This window comes from Streptomyces sp. C10-9-1, from assembly GCF_024497955.1.
Taxonomy (GTDB): domain Bacteria; phylum Actinomycetota; class Actinomycetes; order Streptomycetales; family Streptomycetaceae; genus Streptomyces; species Streptomyces sanyensis.
Genome location: NZ_JANHKP010000018.1, coordinates 23,135 through 40,438 on the forward strand (window position 1 = coordinate 23,135; position 17,304 = coordinate 40,438).

The window sequence follows — 17,304 nt, forward strand, 5'->3', positions numbered from 1 at the left end:
GGCAGAACTGTGCCAGCCCGCATACTAAGCGGTCGCTTGCCTCCGATGGAAGGGACGCAGGCCATGGCCTGCGACCACGGTGCCCACGGGGCGCTCAGCTGCGCCGCGGCCGGGCCCGCACGTGCATCCGCTCGCCCTGCGGCCCGAACAGGCTCAGGAACTCGACCGGCTCGTCGCCCGCGGCCCCGAACCAGTGCGGAACCCGGGTGTCGAACTCCGCGGCCTCCCCCTGCGTGAGCACCACGTCGTGGTCCCCGAGCAGCAGCCTCAGCCGCCCGGAGAGCACATAGAGCCACTCGTAGCCCTCGTGGGTGCGGCGCTCGGGCGGCTCGGAGGACGGCTGGTAGACGGCCTTGTACGCCTGGAGCCCGCCCGGGCGGCTGGTGAGCGCGTACATCGTGCGGTGGCCGCGCACCACCGGCTTGGCGCGTACCCGCGGATCCCCCACCGGAGGGGCCCCCACCAGCTCGTCCAGCGGCACCTGGTGCGCCCTGGCGATGGGCAGCAGCAGCTCCAGACTCGGGCGGCGGCCTCCCGACTCCAGCCGCGAGAGCGTGCTCACCGAGATCCCGGTGGCCTCCGAGAGGGCGCCCAGCGTGGCCCCCCGCTCCTTGCGGATCCTGCGCAGCCGGGGGCCGACCTCGTTCAGCACGGCGCCCAGGCGCTCGTCCTCGTCTTCTCGAACCATGGACACATTGCAGAAACGGCAAACCCACGTGTCAAGTCAGCACACGGACCGGCCGCACCGGGAAGGGCCGCGCCGAAGGGGGCGGGGCCGGGACGGCACCGAGGGAGGGCGCCTCAGCGCGGGAAGACCTCGAAGGCGACGGCCGGGCGGCCCGCGAAGCGCGGGGCGGCCGCCTCCGCGAGGGAGGTCAGGAGGGTGCGGCAGTAGGTCTCCGGCTCCTGGTCGGTCAGCGCCTCGATGTACGTCCGGTGCTCCAGCAGCGAGCGCACCGACCGCTCCAGACCGGGTCCCGCCTCGACGGCGTGCGTCGGCGCGGAGGAGCCGGCCACGGCCACCCAGCGGACACCGTTCCAGGGCAGCAGCCCCTGGTCCACCAGCTCGGGGAAGATCCAGCGGTTGCCCGCGTCCGCCGCCGCGTCCAGTGCCGCCCGCCCCACCGCGCGGTGGTCGGGGGTGTTCCAGGCCGTTCCGCCCCAGGTGTCACGGTGGTTGAGGGTGACCACCATCTCGGGGCGGTGGCGGCGGATCGCGGCGGCGATGTCGCGCCGCAGGGAGGTCCCGTACTCGATGACGCCGTCCCGGTGGTCGAGGAACTCCACCGCCGAGACGCCGACCACCGCGGCACTCGCCCGCTGCTCGCGCTCGCGCAGCGGCGCCGCATCCTCGGGGGCCATGGAGTCGATGCCCGCCTCGCCCCGCGTGGCGAGCAGGTAGGCGACCTCCTTGCCCTGGTCCGTCCAGGCCGCCACGGCGGCCGCGCAGCCGTACTCCAGGTCGTCGGGATGGGCGACGACGGCCAGCGCGCGCTTCCAGTCCGCGGGCATCTCCGCGAGCTGCTCGGGTGTGTGATCGCTCATGGCGGCAGCATACGGTCCGTCAGCCCGGCCGGTCCGTCGGCCGGGGAGGCCCGAACGGCGCGGCGCGGCACCCGTCGCGGGAGCCGCAGGGCCCGCCCGGCGCGGACGACGGACCGGGTGCCGCCGGGCACGCTGCGATCATGCTGGAGGTCGGCACGTCCCCGAAGCGAAGGCGGCCCCGCATGGTCCAGTTCGACCTCCCCCTCGACCAGCTGCGCCAATACCGCAGCGCCTCCCGCGAACCGGCGGACTTCGACGACTTCTGGGCCTCGACGCTCCGCGACACGCGCAGCCGCCCCCTGGACGCGCGCTTCGAGCGGGTGGAGACGGGCCTGTCCTCCGTGGAGGTGTACGACACGGCCTTCGCCGGGTTCGGGGGGCACCCGGTCAGGGGCTGGCTGACCGTACCGGCCGGGGCGGAGCGGGCGCTGCCCGCCGTGGTGGAGTTCCTGGGCTACGGAGGCGGCCGGGGGCTGGCGCACACCCACCTGCTGTGGGCTTCGGCGGGCTTCGCGCACTTCGTGATGGACACCCGCGGGCAGGGTGCGGCATGGACGGACGGAGGCACGGCGGACCCCGTGGGGCACGGCCCCGCAGCCCCCGGCTACCTGACACGGGGCATCGAGGACCCCGCCGGGTACTACTACCGCCGCGTGTTCGCCGACGGCGTCCGGGCCGTGGAGGCGGTACGCGCCCACCCGGCGGTCGACCCGGCGCGCACGGCGGTCGCCGGGGTCAGCCAGGGCGGCGGGATCGCGCTGGCGGTGGGCGCCCTGGTGCCGGACCTCGCGGCGCTCGCCCCGGACCTGCCCTTCCTGTGCGACTTCCCCCGCGCCACCACGCTGACCGACCGCGACCCCTACCGGGAGGTCGCCGTGTACCTGGGGGCGCACCGGGGCCGGGCGCGGCAGGCGGAGCGGACCCTGGCCTACTTCGACGGCGTCCACTTCGCGGCGCGGTGCCGCGCTCCGGCGCTGTTCTCCGCGGCCCTCCAGGACATGACCTGCCCGCCGTCGACGGTCTTCGCCGCGTTCAACGCCTACGGCGGCGGCGAGAAGCGGATCGAGGTCTACCCGTTCAACGACCACGAGGGCGGGGGCGAGTTCCAGCAGGCCGTGCAGCTCGCGTGGCTGCCGCCGCGCCTTCGGGGCCGAGGTGGCCGTTCCCCGGCCCGGGCCGGGGAACGCGCACGCCGGGCGGCGGGCCCGCAGCGCGGGTCCACCGCCCGGCGGCGGAGGCTGCGTGCCGCCCGTCGGCAGGGCGGCACCCGGGATCAGTAGGGTCCGTTGACGTTGTCGATCGAGCCGTAGCGGTCGGCCGCGTAGTTGCAGGCGGCGACGATGTTGGCGACCGGGTCGTACTGGTCGTGCTTGGTGCCCGGGACGTGGTAGGCGTCGAAGGTCGGCTTGATGACCTGGAGCAGGCCCTTGGAGGGGACGCCGTTCTGGGCGTTGATGTCCCAGTTGTTGATCGCGAGGGGGTTGCCGGAGGACTCGCGCATGATGTTGCGGTGGATGCCCTCGTAGCTGCCGGGGATCCCGTGCTTCTTCATGATGGACAGCGCCTCGCGGATCCAGCCGTCCAGGTTGTCCGGGTAGGTGACGGCGGCGGTCTGCGCGGCCGGGGCGGACTTGCCCGCGGTGCCGGTGGCGGCGGGGGCGCGCTCGGCGGAGCGGTCCGCACGGTCGGCCTCGGCGCGCCCGGCGCCGATGGTCAGCTCCAGACCGGGGTGGATCAGCGAGGGGTTGTCGCCGACGGCCTCGCGGTTGTCCTGGTAGAGCTTCTGCCAGCCGCCGTCGACCGAGTGCTCCACCGCGATGGCCGACAGCGAGTCGCCGGCGACCACGGAGTACGTCACGGGCGCGCTCTGCTGCGCGACGGCGGGAGCGGCCACGGCGGCGGCCGGGGCAGCGGGGGCGTGGGCGGGCTGTGCGGCGCTGGCGGTCGTCGCCCCGAGGAGCGGGAGGGCGAGGGCTGCGCCTCCCGTCCCGACGGCGACGAGGCCGAGGGCGATGCGGCGGGAGCGGGGACGGCGGTGCTTACCCTGTGCAGGCATGGTGAGTTCCTCTCCGTCGCCTGCGAGGTGAGCTGTCGGGTTCGGGCTGGAGATGCCCGGCCGTGCGAGCGCACGGCTTCACCCCGAGCCGTCCCGGCGTCCTTGGCGGATGCCGGTCCGGCGGCTTACCTGGTTCCCCCGCTCCTGCCGAGTTCGGGTGATCTGGTCGGAATACCGGACAGCGGCAGGATTCGGCGTCCCGTCCGGAATGCCGTGACCGTAGGCGAGGCACCGGCGGCACAACAAGCCCGCAATTCACACACGCAACGCGCAGGGCACCGACAGCACCGGGAGAGGACGTCCGAGATCGACTTTCGCTCCGTCAGTTCCCTTTGCCGAATACGGAGAAGGGCAGGGGAGATCCACTGCGCGGGGCAGGCCGGGTGACCGATGTCACCAGCGACGGAGCAAAGGCCGCCAATGAATTCATTGGCGGCCAAATTCGGACATTAGGCCACGATGGCGAGACGGAAGCGGCACCGCCTCCAGCCTGGAGAATATTCACATATGTCCGAAATGATGCTTATGACTGCCCGGGGGCGCCGCGCACCAGGATCCGACGCCCCGTGATCCGCGTCGGGGCGACCGCGATCCACAGCTCCCGCCCACCCCCGGCCCAGGGCGCGGAGTAGGCCTCGCGGTCCAGCCTCCGCCCCTCCTCCTCGTCGGTGACCCGGCGTGCCGCGCCGACGACCAGCACGCTCCACCCCTGGCTGAAGGCCTCGTCGATGTGGTCCACCTCGAAGGCGGCCTCACCCCCCGCCGACCGGCCCAGCAGCGACTCGTGCCCCGTGCGGAAGGCCACCTCACCCTCGGTGACCAGGTAGTTGACCGGGAGGATCGCCGGCCCCTCCTGCGTGGCGACCGCGACCCTGCCCACACCGTGCGCGCCGAGCAGGTCCCAGCACTCCTCGGCCCCCAGCTCCACCAGCTCCGGGTGGTACCCCGCACGGCCCGCACCGGCCGGGAGGTCCGCGTCCCCACCGGTCAGCGCCGTGACGGTGGTCTCCAGGGCGTCCGCCAGCCGGAGCAGGAAGCCCATCCCGGGCGCGGCCGGGCTCTCCTCCAGGTACTGCAGGTACCCGGGCGCGGAGCCCGCCCGCAGGGCGACCTCCTCCCGCGAGAGCCCGAGATCCCTGCGGCGGGCGGCCACGCGGCGGCCGATGTCGCTGCCGGCGCGGTCCCGGCCCGCGCCGCCTGAGTCCGCTTGCGGTTGTCCGGGCATGTCGGCACCTTCTCCTGTCGGCGGTCCGGTCGCGGCACGTGCCCCGCCCCTCGCCCACGGTAGCCAGCGCCCGCCCGACCCGCACGGCGGGCCCGGCTTCCGCCACCCTCCCGGCCGACCGGGGACAGACTCGGAAATACTGTCCACAAGAGGACACGGACTGGAGGCGCCACGATGACCCCCTGGACTGGTGCACGATGAGACACCGCTCGGTAGCCGACCTGATGACCCCGCAGGCGGTGGTCGCCCAGCGCGGCACGGCCTTCAAGGAGATCGCCCGGCTGCTCGACGAGTACGGCATCACCGCCGTTCCCGTCGTCGACGACGAGGGGCGGCCCGTGGGGGTCGTCTCCGAGGCCGACCTGCTGCGCCGCCACACCGGCGGCACCGGCGCCGACACCGCCGAAGGCCTGATGAGCAGCCCCGCCGTGGTCGCCCGGCCCGGCTGGAGCGCCGTGCAGGCGGCCCGCGTCATGGAGGACCGCCGCATCAAGCGGCTCCCCGTGGTCGCGGACGACGGACGGCTCGTCGGCGTCGTGAGCCGCAGCGACCTGCTCCAGCTCTTCCTGCGGCGCGACCGCGCCATCCAGGAGGAGATCGTCGAGGACGTGCTCGCCGGCACGCTCGGGGCCTCCCCCGCCGCGGTGGGGGTGGAGGTGACCGACGGGCGCGTGACGCTCAGCGGCACCCTGGAGCGGCGCTCGCTGGTGCGGATCGTGGTGCGGCTGTGCGAGAGCATCGACGGTGTGGTCGACGTCGTCGACCGGTTGGACTACGCGAGCGACGACGTGCCCGCCCCGGGGGCCTGAGAGGCACCGAGCGGCCCCCGGCCCGCCCAGGGGCGGCGGACGCCTGGGCGGGGGCCGTGTCAGGCAGGCGGGATCGGCAGGGTGCGCACGGTTCCCGGGTCCACGGTCACCGCCGCCCCGCCCAGGCGCACCTCCACGGGCGGGCCCTGCGAGGAGGCCGGCACGCCGATGCTCAGTTCACCCGGCCGCACCCGCACCCGCACCCCGAAGTGGCCGCGGTAGCGGAACGAGAACCCGTACTGGGCGAGCTGCGGCAGCGGCACCGGGTCGAACCACAGGGCGCCCGCGCGGGTCTCCATGCCGCTCAGTCCCCGCTGGACGAGGTCGAGCGTGCCGGCCATGGCTCCGAGGTGCACGCCCTCCTCGGTGGTGCCGCCCTGGAGGTCGGCGATGTCGCCCTCCAGGGCCTCGCGGCAGTACGCCCACGCCTCGCTGCGGCGCACCCGGGCCAGGACCCAGCCGTGCACCAGTCCGCTGAGGGTGGAGCCGTGGGCGGTGCGGTGGAGGTAGTAGTCCACGGTGCGGTGCCAGACGTCCTCGTCCATGGCGTAGCCCAGGCGGCGGAGCAAGCCGCGCAGCTCGTCAGGGGAGAACAGGTACCCGAGCATCAGCACGTCGGCCTGCTTGGACGCCTTGTAGCGGTTGACCGTGTCGTGCTCGGCCTCCAGCACGCGGTCGAGGCGGCGGATGTCCCCGTGGCGCGCACGCAGCCCCTCCCAGTCGAGCTCGGCCAGGTCGCCGTATCCGTGGAACTGGCTCGGCACCCCGTCGTGGAAGGGCACGTACAGCCTGCGTGACACCTCCTCCCAGTGCGCCAGCTCGGTGCCGGTGAGGCCGGTGCGGCCGAAGAGCTCGGTACGGCGCGGGCCGGGCAGGCCAGCGGCCAGTTCGAGGGCGCGGGCGAGCACCCAGGCGGCGGTGACGTTGGTGTAGGTGTTGTCGTCGATCCCCGGGCGGTCGGAGCCCGGGTAGGCGTCGTGGTACTCGTCGGGGCCCACGACCCCGCGGATCCGGTAGCGGCCGAGCCCGGGGTCGTAGGCCGCCGAGTCGGCCCAGAAGCGCGCGATCCGCACCAGCATCTCGGCACCCCTGGTGTGCAGGAACTCCGTGTCGCCGCTCGCCTCGCAGTACTGCCAGACGTTGTAGGCGATCGCCGACCCGACGTGGTGCTGGAGGTGCGAGTGGTCCGGCAGCCAGCGCCCCGAGCGGGGGTTGAGGTGCACCTCCTGGGTCTCCTCCCGCCCGTCGCTGCCGCTCTGCCAGGGGTAGAGGGCACCTCGGTGGCCGCAGTCGCGGGCCAGCAGCCGGGCGCGCTCCAGACGGCGGTGGCGGTAGGTCAGCAGGGCCCGGGAGACCTCGGGGAAACGGAGGTTGAGGTAGGGCAGCACGAACAGCTCGTCCCAGAACACATGGCCGCGGTAGGCCTCCCCGTGCAGGCCGCGGGCGGGCACGCCCACGTCCAGGTCGGCCGTGTGCGGGGAGAGGGTCTGCAGGACGTGGAAGAGGTGGAGCCGCAGGATCCGGCCCGCCTCCCCCGGTACGTCGAGGTCGGCCCGGCTCCACAGCCGCCGCCAGGCGCCGCGGTGGGACTCCAGCAGCTCCTCGAAGCCCGGCGCGCGCCGGGCGCGGTCGGACGCCGCGTGCAGGGGGTCGCCGATGGCCCTGTCGTGCGAGGTGTGCAGGGCGGCGATCTTGTCGACCGTCACGGGCCGGCCGTGGGTGAGCGGCAGGTGCAGCACCCGCACGGCGCGCTTCGGTTCGTGCGCGCTCCTGCCGTGCTCTCCGGGGGCGTCGGTGGTGGTGCGGGCCGCCAGGCCGATCCGGATGTCGGAGGCGCTCGTGCGGCAGCGCAGCCAGACGACTCCGGGAGAGGCGTCACCCGTGCCGACATGGACGAGGTGCCGGCCGTCGAGCCCCCGGTAGCGCTCCACACCGCTGTTGGTCACCCTGCCGTCGAGCGCGGACTCGACCTCGATCTCCCCGTCCCAGCCCTCCGCGGTGAACTCGGTCCGCAACGCGGCGAGATGGGGGTCCCCCATGTGGACGAGGCGTGTCTGCCGGACCGTCAGGGGGCGCCCGTCGGCGGCCGTGTACCGGCAGGTGCGGGTCAGGGTGCCGGTGCGCAGGTCGAGCCGCTGCCGGTGGTCGCGCAGGGCGGGGGTGTCGGGGGCGAGCCAGGGCTCGGGGCCGTCCGGGCCGCGGGGACGGAACCGCAGGGGCAGCCAGTTGGGGAGGTTGACCATGTCCTCGTTCTCCACCCGGCGCCCCGCGACCGTGGAGGTGAGGCGGTTGTAGCAGCCCGCGGCGTAGGTGCCCGGGTAGTGGAGGTCGTCGGCGGTGCACTCGGGGGCGGCGCCGCGGGTGGCGAAGTAGCCGTTCCCCAGGGTGCACAGCGCCTCCCGCAGGCGTTCGGCACCGGGGTCGTAGCCCTCGTACTCCCAGCTCCAGCCGCTCATCGCCGCTCCCGACCGCAGGTCCGCGCACCTCCGGGCCGCAGCCGGCGCGCGCCCGGCGGCGCGGCCGCGCACACCGGGTCGGGGGCGACCGGGGCCGCCGGTACGGCCCGGCGGCGGCCGGGCTCGCTCCCCTCGGGCATGGCGGCGGCTCCTGTCCGGTCCGCCCCGCGCACGGTCGGCGTTCTCCTCGGGCCCGGCGGGGCGGTCACCGGTCGGGCGGGCCCTCGCCACCAGGATGGCCGTGCGCCCGCGGGACCGCCTGCCGAGGCCCGTGGCGGGCCGGAGCGGCGCGCGCGACCCTGGAGGACGGGGCCGTGCACACGCCCGAGGAGGTTCCCGTGTCCCGTCAGGTGACCGCCGGTGTCGACGGCACACCCGAGAGCCTGTCCGCGGCCCACTGGGCCGCGGAGGAGGCGCGGCGCCGCGGCCTTCCGCTGCTGCTGGTCCACGTCGAGGAGTGGCCGCTGCCGCTGGCGGTCGCGGTCCCGACGGTGAACCGCGACGACCACCGCCGGTGGGCGGACGGCCTCCTGGCCGACGCGGCCGCCGAGGTCCGCGGCGCCCACGCCGGGGTGGCCCTGGCCACCCGCAGGCTCTCGGGGCGGGCTCCGGCCGCACTGGCCGCGGCGGCGGCCCGGGCCGAGCTGCTGGTCCTGGGGTCGCGGGGACTCGGCACGGTGACGGGTGCCCTGCTCGGCTCCGTCGGGCAGGCCGTGATCGGGGCGAGTGAGCGGCCCGTCGTCGTGGTGCGCACGGGCGGGGACGACCGGGCCCGGGACGTGGTGGTCGGGGTGGAGCTGCACCACGGCGGCGGCCCGCAGCACGTCGACGCGGCGGTCCTCGACTTCGCCTTCGAGGCGGCGCGGCTGCGCGGCGGACTGCTCAGGGCGGTGCACGTCGCCCGCCCGCCGGTCCTCCACGGGCGCTCGCCGGAGCACCGGGCGGCCGCCGAGCGGCACGGGCTGTCCTCCCTGGCGCTGGCGCTCGGGCCCTGGCGGCTGCGCCACCCGGAGGTCACCGTCGAACAGCGGGTGGCCGTCGGCCCGCCCGCCCGGATCCTGGTGGCCGAGGCGGACGGGGCGGCGCTGGTGGTGGTCGGCCGACGGGTCCGGCATGCGCCCGTGGTGCCGCACATCGGGCCGGTGGCGCACGCCGCCATCCACCACTGCACCGTCCCCGTGGCGGTGGTGGCCCACGGCCCCGCCGGCGGGTGAGGCGCCGCGGCGCCTCACCCGCCGGCGGCCGGGGCGGACCCGGGCCGCCGGGCGGAGCGGGCCCGCTCCGGGCGGGTTCAGGGCGCGCTGTAGGGCCATCCGTAGCCGGGCTCCGGCGGGCCCGAGGGACCGGCGCCCACGGCCTGGAGGTCCCGGTCCGCCGCCCGCATCAACTGGCGCACCACGCTGTGCATCGCACGGGCCGCGGCGAGTTCCTCGCCGATCTTCGGCACGTCCACGTCCTGCGGGCTGAGATGGGCCGTGCCGTAGCCGGTGATCGTTCCCGTGTCCGTGCGCAGACGGGCCCGTGCCTTCGTGGTGCCCTCGTCCTCGACGAGTGCCACGTCGACGTTCCACTGCAGTGTCCTGGTCATCGCCGCTCTCCCGGCCGCTCGGGGCTTGTGCTTACAGGATCCGCCCGGGCCGGGCCCGCTGCGAGGCGGCCCGGGGCGGGGCGACGTGCGGAGGGAGGCCGCGGGTCACGGAGCGGCACGGTCCTCCCGGCGGTCGGGGGTGCCGAGGTCGTGGGGCAGGCCGCCGGCTCGGGAGACGAGGGGCCGGGAGGCCAGGGTGACGGTGAGCGAGAGGGCGGCCAGGGCGGTCATGACCGTTCCGGGGTCCGCGAACTGGGCGGCGGCCCCGGCGAGCGCCGCACCGAGCCCCTGGCAGGTCATCCGGCCGGCCGAGTCCACGCCCTGGACCTGGCCCCGGATCGCCGGGGGCGTCAGGGCGAGGAGCCGCTCCTGGAGCGGAAGGGTGGCGGCGAAGCCCGCACCGGCGACGAACACCGCGGCGATCGCCGCCCCGGGGGGCGGATCGGCGGCGAAGAGCAGGAACGGGGCGGCCAGCAGCAGGCGCAGCGGGAAGGCGGCGCGGCGCCGCTGCCCGGCGGTCAGCAGCCGCCCGACGACCAGGTCCCCGAGGAGCATGCCGGCCGACACGGCCGCCAGCAGCGCCCCCGCCAGGTCCGGTGCGTAGGAGAGGAACAGGGCCTCGCAGCCGACGATCAGGCCGCCCGGGACCCAGAGGTTCAGCAGGAGCACGCGCGGGCCGGAACGGGAGAACAGGGCCCGGTTGGCCGTCCGGGTCCGGCCCAGTCCCGGGCGGCTGGTGGGACGGACCGAGTGCTCCCGCACGGTGGCCGCGGTGACCGCCAGGGCGGTCGCGGTGAGGACGGCGGCCACGGTGAACACGCCCGACGGGTGCAGGTGGCCCAGCAGCGCGGCCCCGGCGGCGTACCCGAGGGCGGCCGTGGCGCCCGCGGTGATGTTCATCAGCGAGCGCGCCGTCGCGTAGGAGGCGGTCGGCACCACCTCGGCGAGGAGCCCCATGCGCGCGCCCGTCATCAGGGACTGGAAGAACCCCAGCACCAGGAGCAGGGCGAAGCGCACGGCGAGAGGGAGCCCGGGGAGGGCCTGCGCGGCCGTGACCGCGAGCGAGACGCACTGGAGGGCGGTGAGCGTCCGCCGGGGCCGGTGCCCGTCCGCGACCGACATCAGCGTCAGGGCTCCGAGCACGGTGGCGAAGGTGGCGCCGTACATGCTGAGGGCGGTCAGCAGGGGCGAGCCGGTCTGGCGGTCGACGAGGGTGGCGAGGGCGAAGCCCGCGAGGGTGCTCGCGGCGACCGCCAGGGTGAAACCGGTGTAGAGGCCGGCGAACTCGCGGTGGCGCAGCAGAGCGCGGTATCCCGTGCGGGGTGGCTGGGCAGGGTGGGGTGAAAGGGCGTCAGAAGGCATGAAAAAAGCCTCCGGACACCGCGTGTGCGGGCCGAAGGCGAGGGGCTCAGTATAGCGCAGCGGGCCCCGCGCAACGCCGGCGGGCGGGCTTCGTCAGGTGCGCCGCCCTGCCCGGGCCTGGCGCGGGGCGGGACGTGGCGGGCGGAGTCCGGGGCCGGGCAGCCGGGCGGAGCACGCCCGGGGCCGGGCCGCTCGGGGCACCGGCGAGCGCCCCACCGGGCCCCTGGCGGGTCGTCCGGCCGACCGGGACAACGCTCCGGGCCCGGACCGCCGGGGACGCCGGGCTCCGCGGGCCGCCGGGCGTCCGAGCACGGACGGCGCGCACCCCGCGGCGGCGGCCGGGACCGGGACGCCCCGGCGCACGTCCCCGCCCCGGAATCGCGCCACCGAGCGCGGCGGGCCCGGGCACGGGCACCGGAAAGCGCCCGGCCGCCCCGCCCGCGGAGGCTCGGCCGGATCGCGGCAGAGGCCGCCGCTCAGCCCGTCAGGACGCGGGCCACCACCGGGAGGGGATGCACCTGGTGGGCCCCGCTGGCCAGCATGCGGACCTCTCCCCGCTCGCTGATCTCGGCACGGACGATCCCGGTGGCGTCCTGGTAGACCGGGCAGCCTCCGGCTCCCGTGCGGTCGGTGCGGTGCACGACGACCACGTCGTCGGCGACTGCGGGGGCCTGGAAGACGAGTTCGTAGTGTTCGGGAAACTCCATGGCAGCCATCACCCCTTCCATCGTCGCCCCCGGGGCGCCGCGGCGCCCGTCCTGCGCGCCGGGGACCACGGAGCGAGGCGACCGGGCACCGGAGGGTGTCCGCCTCAGAGGCCGAACTCCGTCGGGGACAGGCCCAGCGCGGCGCACGCCTCGCGCAGCACCTGCTCCTCCGCCGGGGCGACATAGCCGTCGGCCCCGGCCACCACCAGGCCCGTCTGGACCACCGCGCGCGCCTCCACCGGCTTCTTGGCCGCCTTGGCGATCTCCTGGAGCGCCTGCGCCTTGCCGTGCGCGAAGTTCGCCGCGAGCTGGTCCACGTGCCGGTTGAAGCGCTCGCGCAGCTGGCCCGCGGGGAAGTTCTGCAGGACGTCGTTGGAGACGATCAGCGACTCGACGTGCTGCCGCTCAGCAGGGTCCACATGCCCGTCGGCGGCGGCCACCAGGGCGCACACGGCCATGCTCGCGTCCCGGAAGGCGCCGCTCTTCAGCTCCGCCTTGAGCGAGGTGAGCTGCGACTTCAGCGCCCCGACGAGCTGGGCCCTGGAGCCGCCGCCGGAGCCGCCGCCCGACCCCCCGGGCCGCGCCGGACCGCCGCCCCGCGCGCCCTGCGCCTGCTGCTGGAGCCCCTTGGCCTGCTCCTTGAGCTTGTCCCACATCGCCACGTGTGCCACCTCGACTTCGCCTGTGCCCGTCGTGTGCCGCGCGTGCTCGCCCGGCGCCCTGCCAACGCGCCGCACCTCCCGGCGAGTTCCCCGCGCACGGGACATCCCTCGAACGGGTGAGCGCATCCGGCGGCCGCCCCGGCGGCGGAGTGTGACGAGGCCCGCACGGCCGGTGCGCCCGAAGCGGGGGCGGGGGCGGGCCCGCGGGGGAAGGATCAGGTCCGGCACGGCGCGGTCCCCGCCGATAGCGACACCCCGGCGGGTTCCGCGTTCATCGGCGGCACGACACCAAGGAGTGGACGATGGCGAACGAGCGCGCGGGGCTCCCGGCCCGGCCCGACGACCTCGTGGACGTGGCCCGGCTGGTCACCGCCTACTACGCCCTGCACCCCGAGCCGGGCGAACCGGACCAGCAGGTGTCCTTCGGCACCTCGGGGCACCGCGGCTCCTCCCTGCGCCGCTCCTTCAACGAGGACCACATCGCGGCCACCAGCCAGGCGATCTGCGAGTACCGGGCGCGCCAGGGCACCGACGGCCCCCTGTTCCTGGGCGCGGACACCCACGCCCTGAGCGAGCCAGCCCGGGCGACCGCGACGGAGGTGTTCGCGGCCAACGGCGTGCTGCTGCTGCTCGACGCGGCCGACGGCTACACCCCCACCCCGGCCGTCTCGCACGCCATCCTGGCCCACAACCGGGGCCGCGGCACCGGCCTCGCCGACGGCGTGGTGGTGACGCCGTCCCACAACCCGCCCTCGGACGGCGGCTTCAAGTACAACCCGCCGAGCGGCGGGCCCGCGGGCTCGGAGGCGACGGGCTGGATCCAGCACCGCGCCAACGAGATCATCGCCGGGGGCCTGAAGGAGGTGCGGCGCCTGGGCTACGCGCGGGCCCTGGCCGCCGACTCGACCGCCCGCCACGACTTCCTGGGCGCCTACGTGGGCGACCTCCCCTCGGTGCTCGACCTGGACGCGGTGCGGGCGGCGGGCCTGCGGATCGGGGCGGACCCGATGGGCGGGGCGTCGGTGGCGTACTGGGGGCGGATCGCCGAGGAGCACCGGCTGGACCTCACGGTCGTCAATCCGCTGACCGATCCGACCTGGCGCTTCATGACCCTGGACTGGGACGGGCGGATCAGGATGGACTGCTCCTCCCCGTACGCGATGGCCTCGCTGATCGAGGAGCGCGACCGCTTCGCCCTGACCACGGGCAACGACGCCGACGCGGACCGACACGGCATCGTGACCCCGGACGGCGGCCTGATGAACCCCAACCACTACCTCGCGGTCGCGATCGGCCACCTCTTCCGCCACCGCGGCGGCTGGCCCGCGGACGCGGGCGTGGGCAAGACGCTGGTGTCCTCCTCGATGATCGACCGGGTGGCCGCCGACGCCGGGCGGCGGCTGGTCGAGGTACCGGTCGGCTTCAAGTGGTTCGTCGACGGGCTGTCCCGCGGCGACATCGCCTTCGGCGGGGAGGAGTCGGCGGGCGCCTCCTTCCTGCGCCGCGACGGCTCGGTGTGGACCACCGACAAGGACGGCATCCTGCTCGCGCTCCTCGCCTCCGAGATCCTGGCCGTCACGGGCCTGTCGCCGAGCGAGCACTACGCGGGGCTGACGGCCCGCTTCGGCGAGCCGGCCTACGCGCGCGTGGACGCCCCCGCCACCCCGCAGGAGAAGTCCGTGCTCGCCCGGCTGTCGCCGCGTCAGGTCCCGGCCGACACGCTGGCCGGCCAGCCGGTCACCGCGGTGCTCACCGAGGCGCCCGGGAACGGGGCGCCGCTGGGCGGGGTCAAGGTGACCACGGCCGACGCCTGGTTCGCGGCCCGCCCCTCCGGCACCGAGGACGTGTACAAGGTGTACGCCGAGTCCTTCCTCGGACCGGAGCACCTGGCCAGGGTGCAGGAGGAGGCGAGGGGGGTGGTCTCCGCGGCCCTCGGCGGGCGGTAGGGGTGCGCGCGGGGCGGCACCGGCCGCCCCGCGCCTCAGGGCAGGCTGATGTGGTACGCCTTGCGCAGCGTCTCGTGGACGGTCCAGGTGGTGCGGTCGCCCTCGCGCAGCACGCACGCGTCTCCCGGGCCGACCTCCAGCACCGGGCCGCCCGCCACCTCGACGGTGGCGCGGCCGCTGACGACCACGAACAGCTCGTCCGCCTCGGTGTCGGTGACCACTCCCGGGGTGATCTGCCAGATCCCCCGGATCTGGCGCCCGTCCGGCGACTCCCACAGCACGCGCCCGGAGACCTCCGGAGTGCCGGAGACGATCTGCGCGGGGTCGAGCGGATCCGGCTCGAGGTCGGCGTCGGGGATGTGCACGGCGAAGGCGGTGGCGTCGGTCATGGACGGAAGGCTAGGCCCGCGGGCGGGGCGCCGCATCGGTCCGGGTGTCGCGCCGCGCGGCCCCCGGGACGACGGTTCGTCGCCCCGGGAGCGGTGGTGCGGGCCGACGGGGCGGTGCGTCACCGGGCGGGACGGGCGGCGCGGACCCTGGCGCGAAGGTCTGAACGGTGGTTCACTTCTTCGTATGGCCTATCGCAAGACCCCCTCGGTCCAGGGCCGGCTGGACGCGGCCCGGGAGCAGTTGGTGGACAGCGCCACCGCCGTGGTCGCCGAGGCGGGCTGGTCGGGCGCCTCGGTGACGGTCGTGGCGGCCGCGGCCGGGATGTCCGTCGGCTCCGTGTACCAGCACTTCCCCTCGAAGTCCGCACTCGCCGTCGAGGTCTTCCGCAGGGCGTCCGGCCGGGAGGTCCGCGTGCTGTCCGAGGTGCTGGCCCACGGTACGGGCGACCCGCTGGAGCGCCTGGCGCACGGGGTGGAGGTCTTCGCCCGCCGGGCCCTGGAGAACCGGGGACTCGCCCATGCCCTGCTCGCCGCGCCCGCGGACGCGGCCGTCGGCCGGGAGCGCCTGGAGTACCGGCGCCGCTACCGGGCCGCGTTCGCCCGGGTGGTCCGCGAGGGCGTCGCCGAGGGACTGCTGCCCTCCCAGGACGCCGACGTCACCGCGGCCGCGCTCACCGGCGCGATCGGCGAGGTCCTCGTCGACCCGCTGGCCGGCCCCGGCGAGGACGCCGCCGGGGCCCTGGTGGCCGAACTGCTCGCCATGTCCCTGCGCTGTGCGGGCGCGCCGCCCCCGGCACCGGCCGCCCGCCCGGCCTGCCCCTCCGACGACGAAGGACTCCGATGACCGCCATCGCCGCAACGCCGCGCAGCGCCCCCGCCGGGCGGACCCACGAAGTGACCAACCAGCCGCCGCCGCGGGTGGGCCACGACGCCGCGGACGACCCGGTCCTGCTGGAGGGGCTGGCCCGCGAGGGGGCCGCCTGGTACGCCGGGGACCTCCACCGCATCGGCCGCCTCACCGGGTCCGAGCAGGTGCAGCGCTGGGCGCAGGAGGCCAACGCCCACGGGCCGGTGCTGCGCACCCACGACCGCTACGGCAACCGCGTGGACGAGGTCGACTTCCACCCGGCGTACCACTCCCTGATGGAGGTGGCCGTCGGCGAGGGGCTGGGCGGCGCGCCCTGGGCCGACCCGCGTCCCGGCGCCCATGTGGCGCGCGCGGCGGGCTTCATGGTGTGGAGCTCGGCCGAGGCGGGGCACGGCTGCCCGGTGTCCATGACCTACGCCGCGGTCCCGGCGCTGCGCTCCGCCCCGGAGTTCGCCGCCGTCTACGAGCCCCTGCTGACGAGCCGCGTCTACGATCCCGGGCTGCGTGCGCCGGCGGGCAAGCGGGGGCTGCTGGCCGGGATGGGCATGACGGAGAAGCAGGGCGGCACGGACGTCCGTTCGAACACCACGGCGGCCGTCCCGGGGGGCGACGGCACCTGGCGGCTGCGCGGGCACAAGTGGTTCACCAGCGCTCCCATGAACGACCTCTTCCTGGTGCTCGCCCAGGCCCCCGGCGGGCTGTCGTGCTTCCTGGTGCCGCGGGTGCTGCCGGACGGCACCCGCAACACCTTCCGCATCCAGCGGCTCAAGGACAAGCTGGGCAACCGCTCGAACGCCAGCAGCGAGCCCGAGTTCGACGACACCGTGGGCTGGCTGGTCGGCGAGGAGGGCCGGGGGGTGCGGACCATCATCGAGATGGTCACCATGACGCGCCTCGACTGCGTCCTCGGCTCCGCCTCCGGCACCCGGGCGGCGCTGGCGGAGGCGGCCCACCATGTGCGCCACCGGCGGGTGTCCGGCGCCCTCCTGGCCGACCAGCCGCTGATGCGCAACGTGATCGCCGACCTGGGCGTCGAGTCCGAGGCCGCGACCGCGCTGGCCCTGCGGCTGGCCGGGGCGGCGGACCGGGCGCAGCGCGGGGACGCCGGTGAGCGCGCCTTCCTCCGCCTGGCGACGGCCGTGGCCAAGTACTGGGTGTGCAAGCGGCAGCCGGCCGCGGTCGCCGAGGCACTGGAGTGCCTCGGCGGCAACGGCTACGACGAGGCCTCCGGTATGCCGCGGCTGTACCGGGACGCGCCGCTGAACGGGATCTGGGAGGGCTCGGGGAACGTCAACGCGCTGGACGTGCTGCGGGCGCTGACGCGGGAGCCCGGCTGTCTGGACGCCTTCCGCGCGGAGGTCGACGCGGCGGCCGGCGCGGACACGCGGCTGGACACCGCGTGGCGGGCGCTGCTGGGCGAGCTGGGGACGCCGTCCGACCCCGGGGACGCGGCCCTCGGGGCGCGGCGGCTGGTGGAGAGGATGGCGCTGGTCCTCCAGGGCTCGCTGCTGGTCCGGCACGCGCCCGGGGCCGTGGCGGACGCGTTCTGCGCGACGCGGCTCGGCGGCGAGGGCGGGGCGGCCTTCGGGACCCTGCCGCGCGGGGCCGACCTGGCGGGGATCTGGGAGCGCGTGCCGCGGTGACCGCGCACCGCCCGGCAGGCCCGTCCCGCGGGGCGGGCCTGCCGGGCG

General features: G+C 75.8%; 16 protein-coding genes and 1 riboswitch. Of the genes, 6 read left to right on the forward strand and 10 right to left on the reverse strand.

The features are described from left to right. Window positions 1–94 precede the first annotated feature (94 nt). Window positions 95–688: a helix-turn-helix domain-containing protein gene (locus NPS70_RS23845; protein ID WP_256526440.1), complete on the reverse strand. Its 594-nt coding sequence runs from the start codon at window positions 686–688 to the stop codon at window positions 95–97. A gap of 113 nt (window positions 689–801) precedes the next feature. After that, window positions 802–1,545, reverse strand: coding sequence for a PIG-L deacetylase family protein (locus NPS70_RS23850; RefSeq protein WP_256526441.1), 744 nt, complete (start codon window positions 1,543–1,545; stop codon window positions 802–804). 182 nt (window positions 1,546–1,727) lie between these two features. Here NPS70_RS23850 and NPS70_RS23855 point away from each other — a divergent pair, with 182 nt between their 5' ends. Next, window positions 1,728–2,825, forward strand: coding sequence for an acetylxylan esterase (locus NPS70_RS23855; protein WP_305886279.1), 1,098 nt, complete (start codon window positions 1,728–1,730; stop codon window positions 2,823–2,825). Here NPS70_RS23855 and NPS70_RS23860 read toward each other — a convergent pair. Together NPS70_RS23860 and NPS70_RS23865 are read right to left on the reverse strand one after the other, a co-directional pair. Continuing rightward, window positions 2,819–3,601, reverse strand: a complete 783-nt coding sequence (locus NPS70_RS23860) for a transglycosylase SLT domain-containing protein (RefSeq protein WP_256526442.1) — start codon at window positions 3,599–3,601, stop codon at window positions 2,819–2,821. The two genes, NPS70_RS23855 and NPS70_RS23860, sit on opposite strands and share 7 nt — an antisense overlap. A gap of 4 nt (window positions 3,602–3,605) precedes the next feature. Then, window positions 3,606–3,780, reverse strand: a riboswitch (cyclic di-AMP (ydaO/yuaA leader). A gap of 344 nt (window positions 3,781–4,124) precedes the next feature. Then, window positions 4,125–4,826, reverse strand: a complete 702-nt coding sequence (locus tag NPS70_RS23865; protein WP_256526443.1) for a pyridoxamine 5'-phosphate oxidase family protein — start codon at window positions 4,824–4,826, stop codon at window positions 4,125–4,127. A gap of 197 nt (window positions 4,827–5,023) precedes the next feature. Between NPS70_RS23865 and NPS70_RS23870 the strand changes: the two genes are divergently transcribed. Next, window positions 5,024–5,635 (forward strand): CBS domain-containing protein, encoded by a 612-nt coding sequence (locus NPS70_RS23870; RefSeq protein ID WP_256526444.1) that lies wholly within the window; start codon window positions 5,024–5,026, stop codon window positions 5,633–5,635. Window positions 5,636–5,694: 59 nt separating this feature from the next. On the opposite strand, the gene NPS70_RS23875 is transcribed toward NPS70_RS23870, so the two are convergent. Continuing rightward, complete coding sequence (locus tag NPS70_RS23875; protein ID WP_256526445.1) at window positions 5,695–8,091, reverse strand: glycoside hydrolase family 65 protein; 2,397 nt, start codon at window positions 8,089–8,091, stop codon at window positions 5,695–5,697. 338 nt (window positions 8,092–8,429) lie between these two features. Here NPS70_RS23875 and NPS70_RS23880 point away from each other — a divergent pair, with 338 nt between their 5' ends. Further along, window positions 8,430–9,305 (forward strand): universal stress protein, encoded by an 876-nt coding sequence (locus tag NPS70_RS23880; RefSeq protein ID WP_256526446.1) that lies wholly within the window; start codon window positions 8,430–8,432, stop codon window positions 9,303–9,305. A 77-nt stretch (window positions 9,306–9,382) separates the two neighbouring features. On the opposite strand, the gene NPS70_RS23885 is transcribed toward NPS70_RS23880, so the two are convergent. The 4 genes from NPS70_RS23885 to NPS70_RS23900 form a co-directional block, all read right to left on the reverse strand. Further along, window positions 9,383–9,679, reverse strand: a complete 297-nt coding sequence (locus NPS70_RS23885) for a DUF1876 domain-containing protein (protein WP_256526447.1) — start codon at window positions 9,677–9,679, stop codon at window positions 9,383–9,385. Between the two features lie 105 nt (window positions 9,680–9,784). Continuing rightward, the gene (locus NPS70_RS23890; protein WP_256526448.1) at window positions 9,785–11,041 is read right to left on the reverse strand and encodes an MFS transporter; all 1,257 of its coding nucleotides are present in this window, start codon (window positions 11,039–11,041) and stop codon (window positions 9,785–9,787) included. Between the two features lie 476 nt (window positions 11,042–11,517). Next, a complete protein-coding gene (locus tag NPS70_RS23895) occupies window positions 11,518–11,748 on the reverse strand; it encodes a DUF6296 family protein (protein ID WP_256526449.1) in 231 nt (76 codons plus the stop codon). Between the two features lie 104 nt (window positions 11,749–11,852). Next, a complete protein-coding gene (locus tag NPS70_RS23900; protein WP_256526450.1) occupies window positions 11,853–12,410 on the reverse strand; it encodes a tellurite resistance TerB family protein in 558 nt (185 codons plus the stop codon). Between the two features lie 302 nt (window positions 12,411–12,712). On the opposite strand from NPS70_RS23900, the gene pgm reads away from it, so the two are divergent. Further along, complete coding sequence (gene pgm / locus NPS70_RS23905; RefSeq protein WP_256526451.1) at window positions 12,713–14,356, forward strand: phosphoglucomutase (alpha-D-glucose-1,6-bisphosphate-dependent); 1,644 nt, start codon at window positions 12,713–12,715, stop codon at window positions 14,354–14,356. 35 nt (window positions 14,357–14,391) lie between these two features. Here pgm and NPS70_RS23910 read toward each other — a convergent pair whose 3' ends face one another. Continuing rightward, on the reverse strand, window positions 14,392–14,745 hold the full coding sequence (locus tag NPS70_RS23910; protein ID WP_256526452.1) for a cupin domain-containing protein: 354 nt from the start codon (window positions 14,743–14,745) through the stop codon (window positions 14,392–14,394). A gap of 184 nt (window positions 14,746–14,929) precedes the next feature. On the opposite strand from NPS70_RS23910, the gene NPS70_RS23915 reads away from it, so the two are divergent. Both NPS70_RS23915 and NPS70_RS23920 read left to right on the forward strand, forming a co-directional pair. Further along, complete coding sequence (locus NPS70_RS23915; RefSeq protein ID WP_256526453.1) at window positions 14,930–15,589, forward strand: TetR/AcrR family transcriptional regulator; 660 nt, start codon at window positions 14,930–14,932, stop codon at window positions 15,587–15,589. Beyond that, window positions 15,586–17,256, forward strand: a complete 1,671-nt coding sequence (locus NPS70_RS23920) for an acyl-CoA dehydrogenase family protein (RefSeq protein WP_256526454.1) — start codon at window positions 15,586–15,588, stop codon at window positions 17,254–17,256. Before NPS70_RS23915 ends, NPS70_RS23920 begins: the two co-directional genes overlap by 4 nt. Window positions 17,257–17,304: the final 48 nt, after the last annotated feature.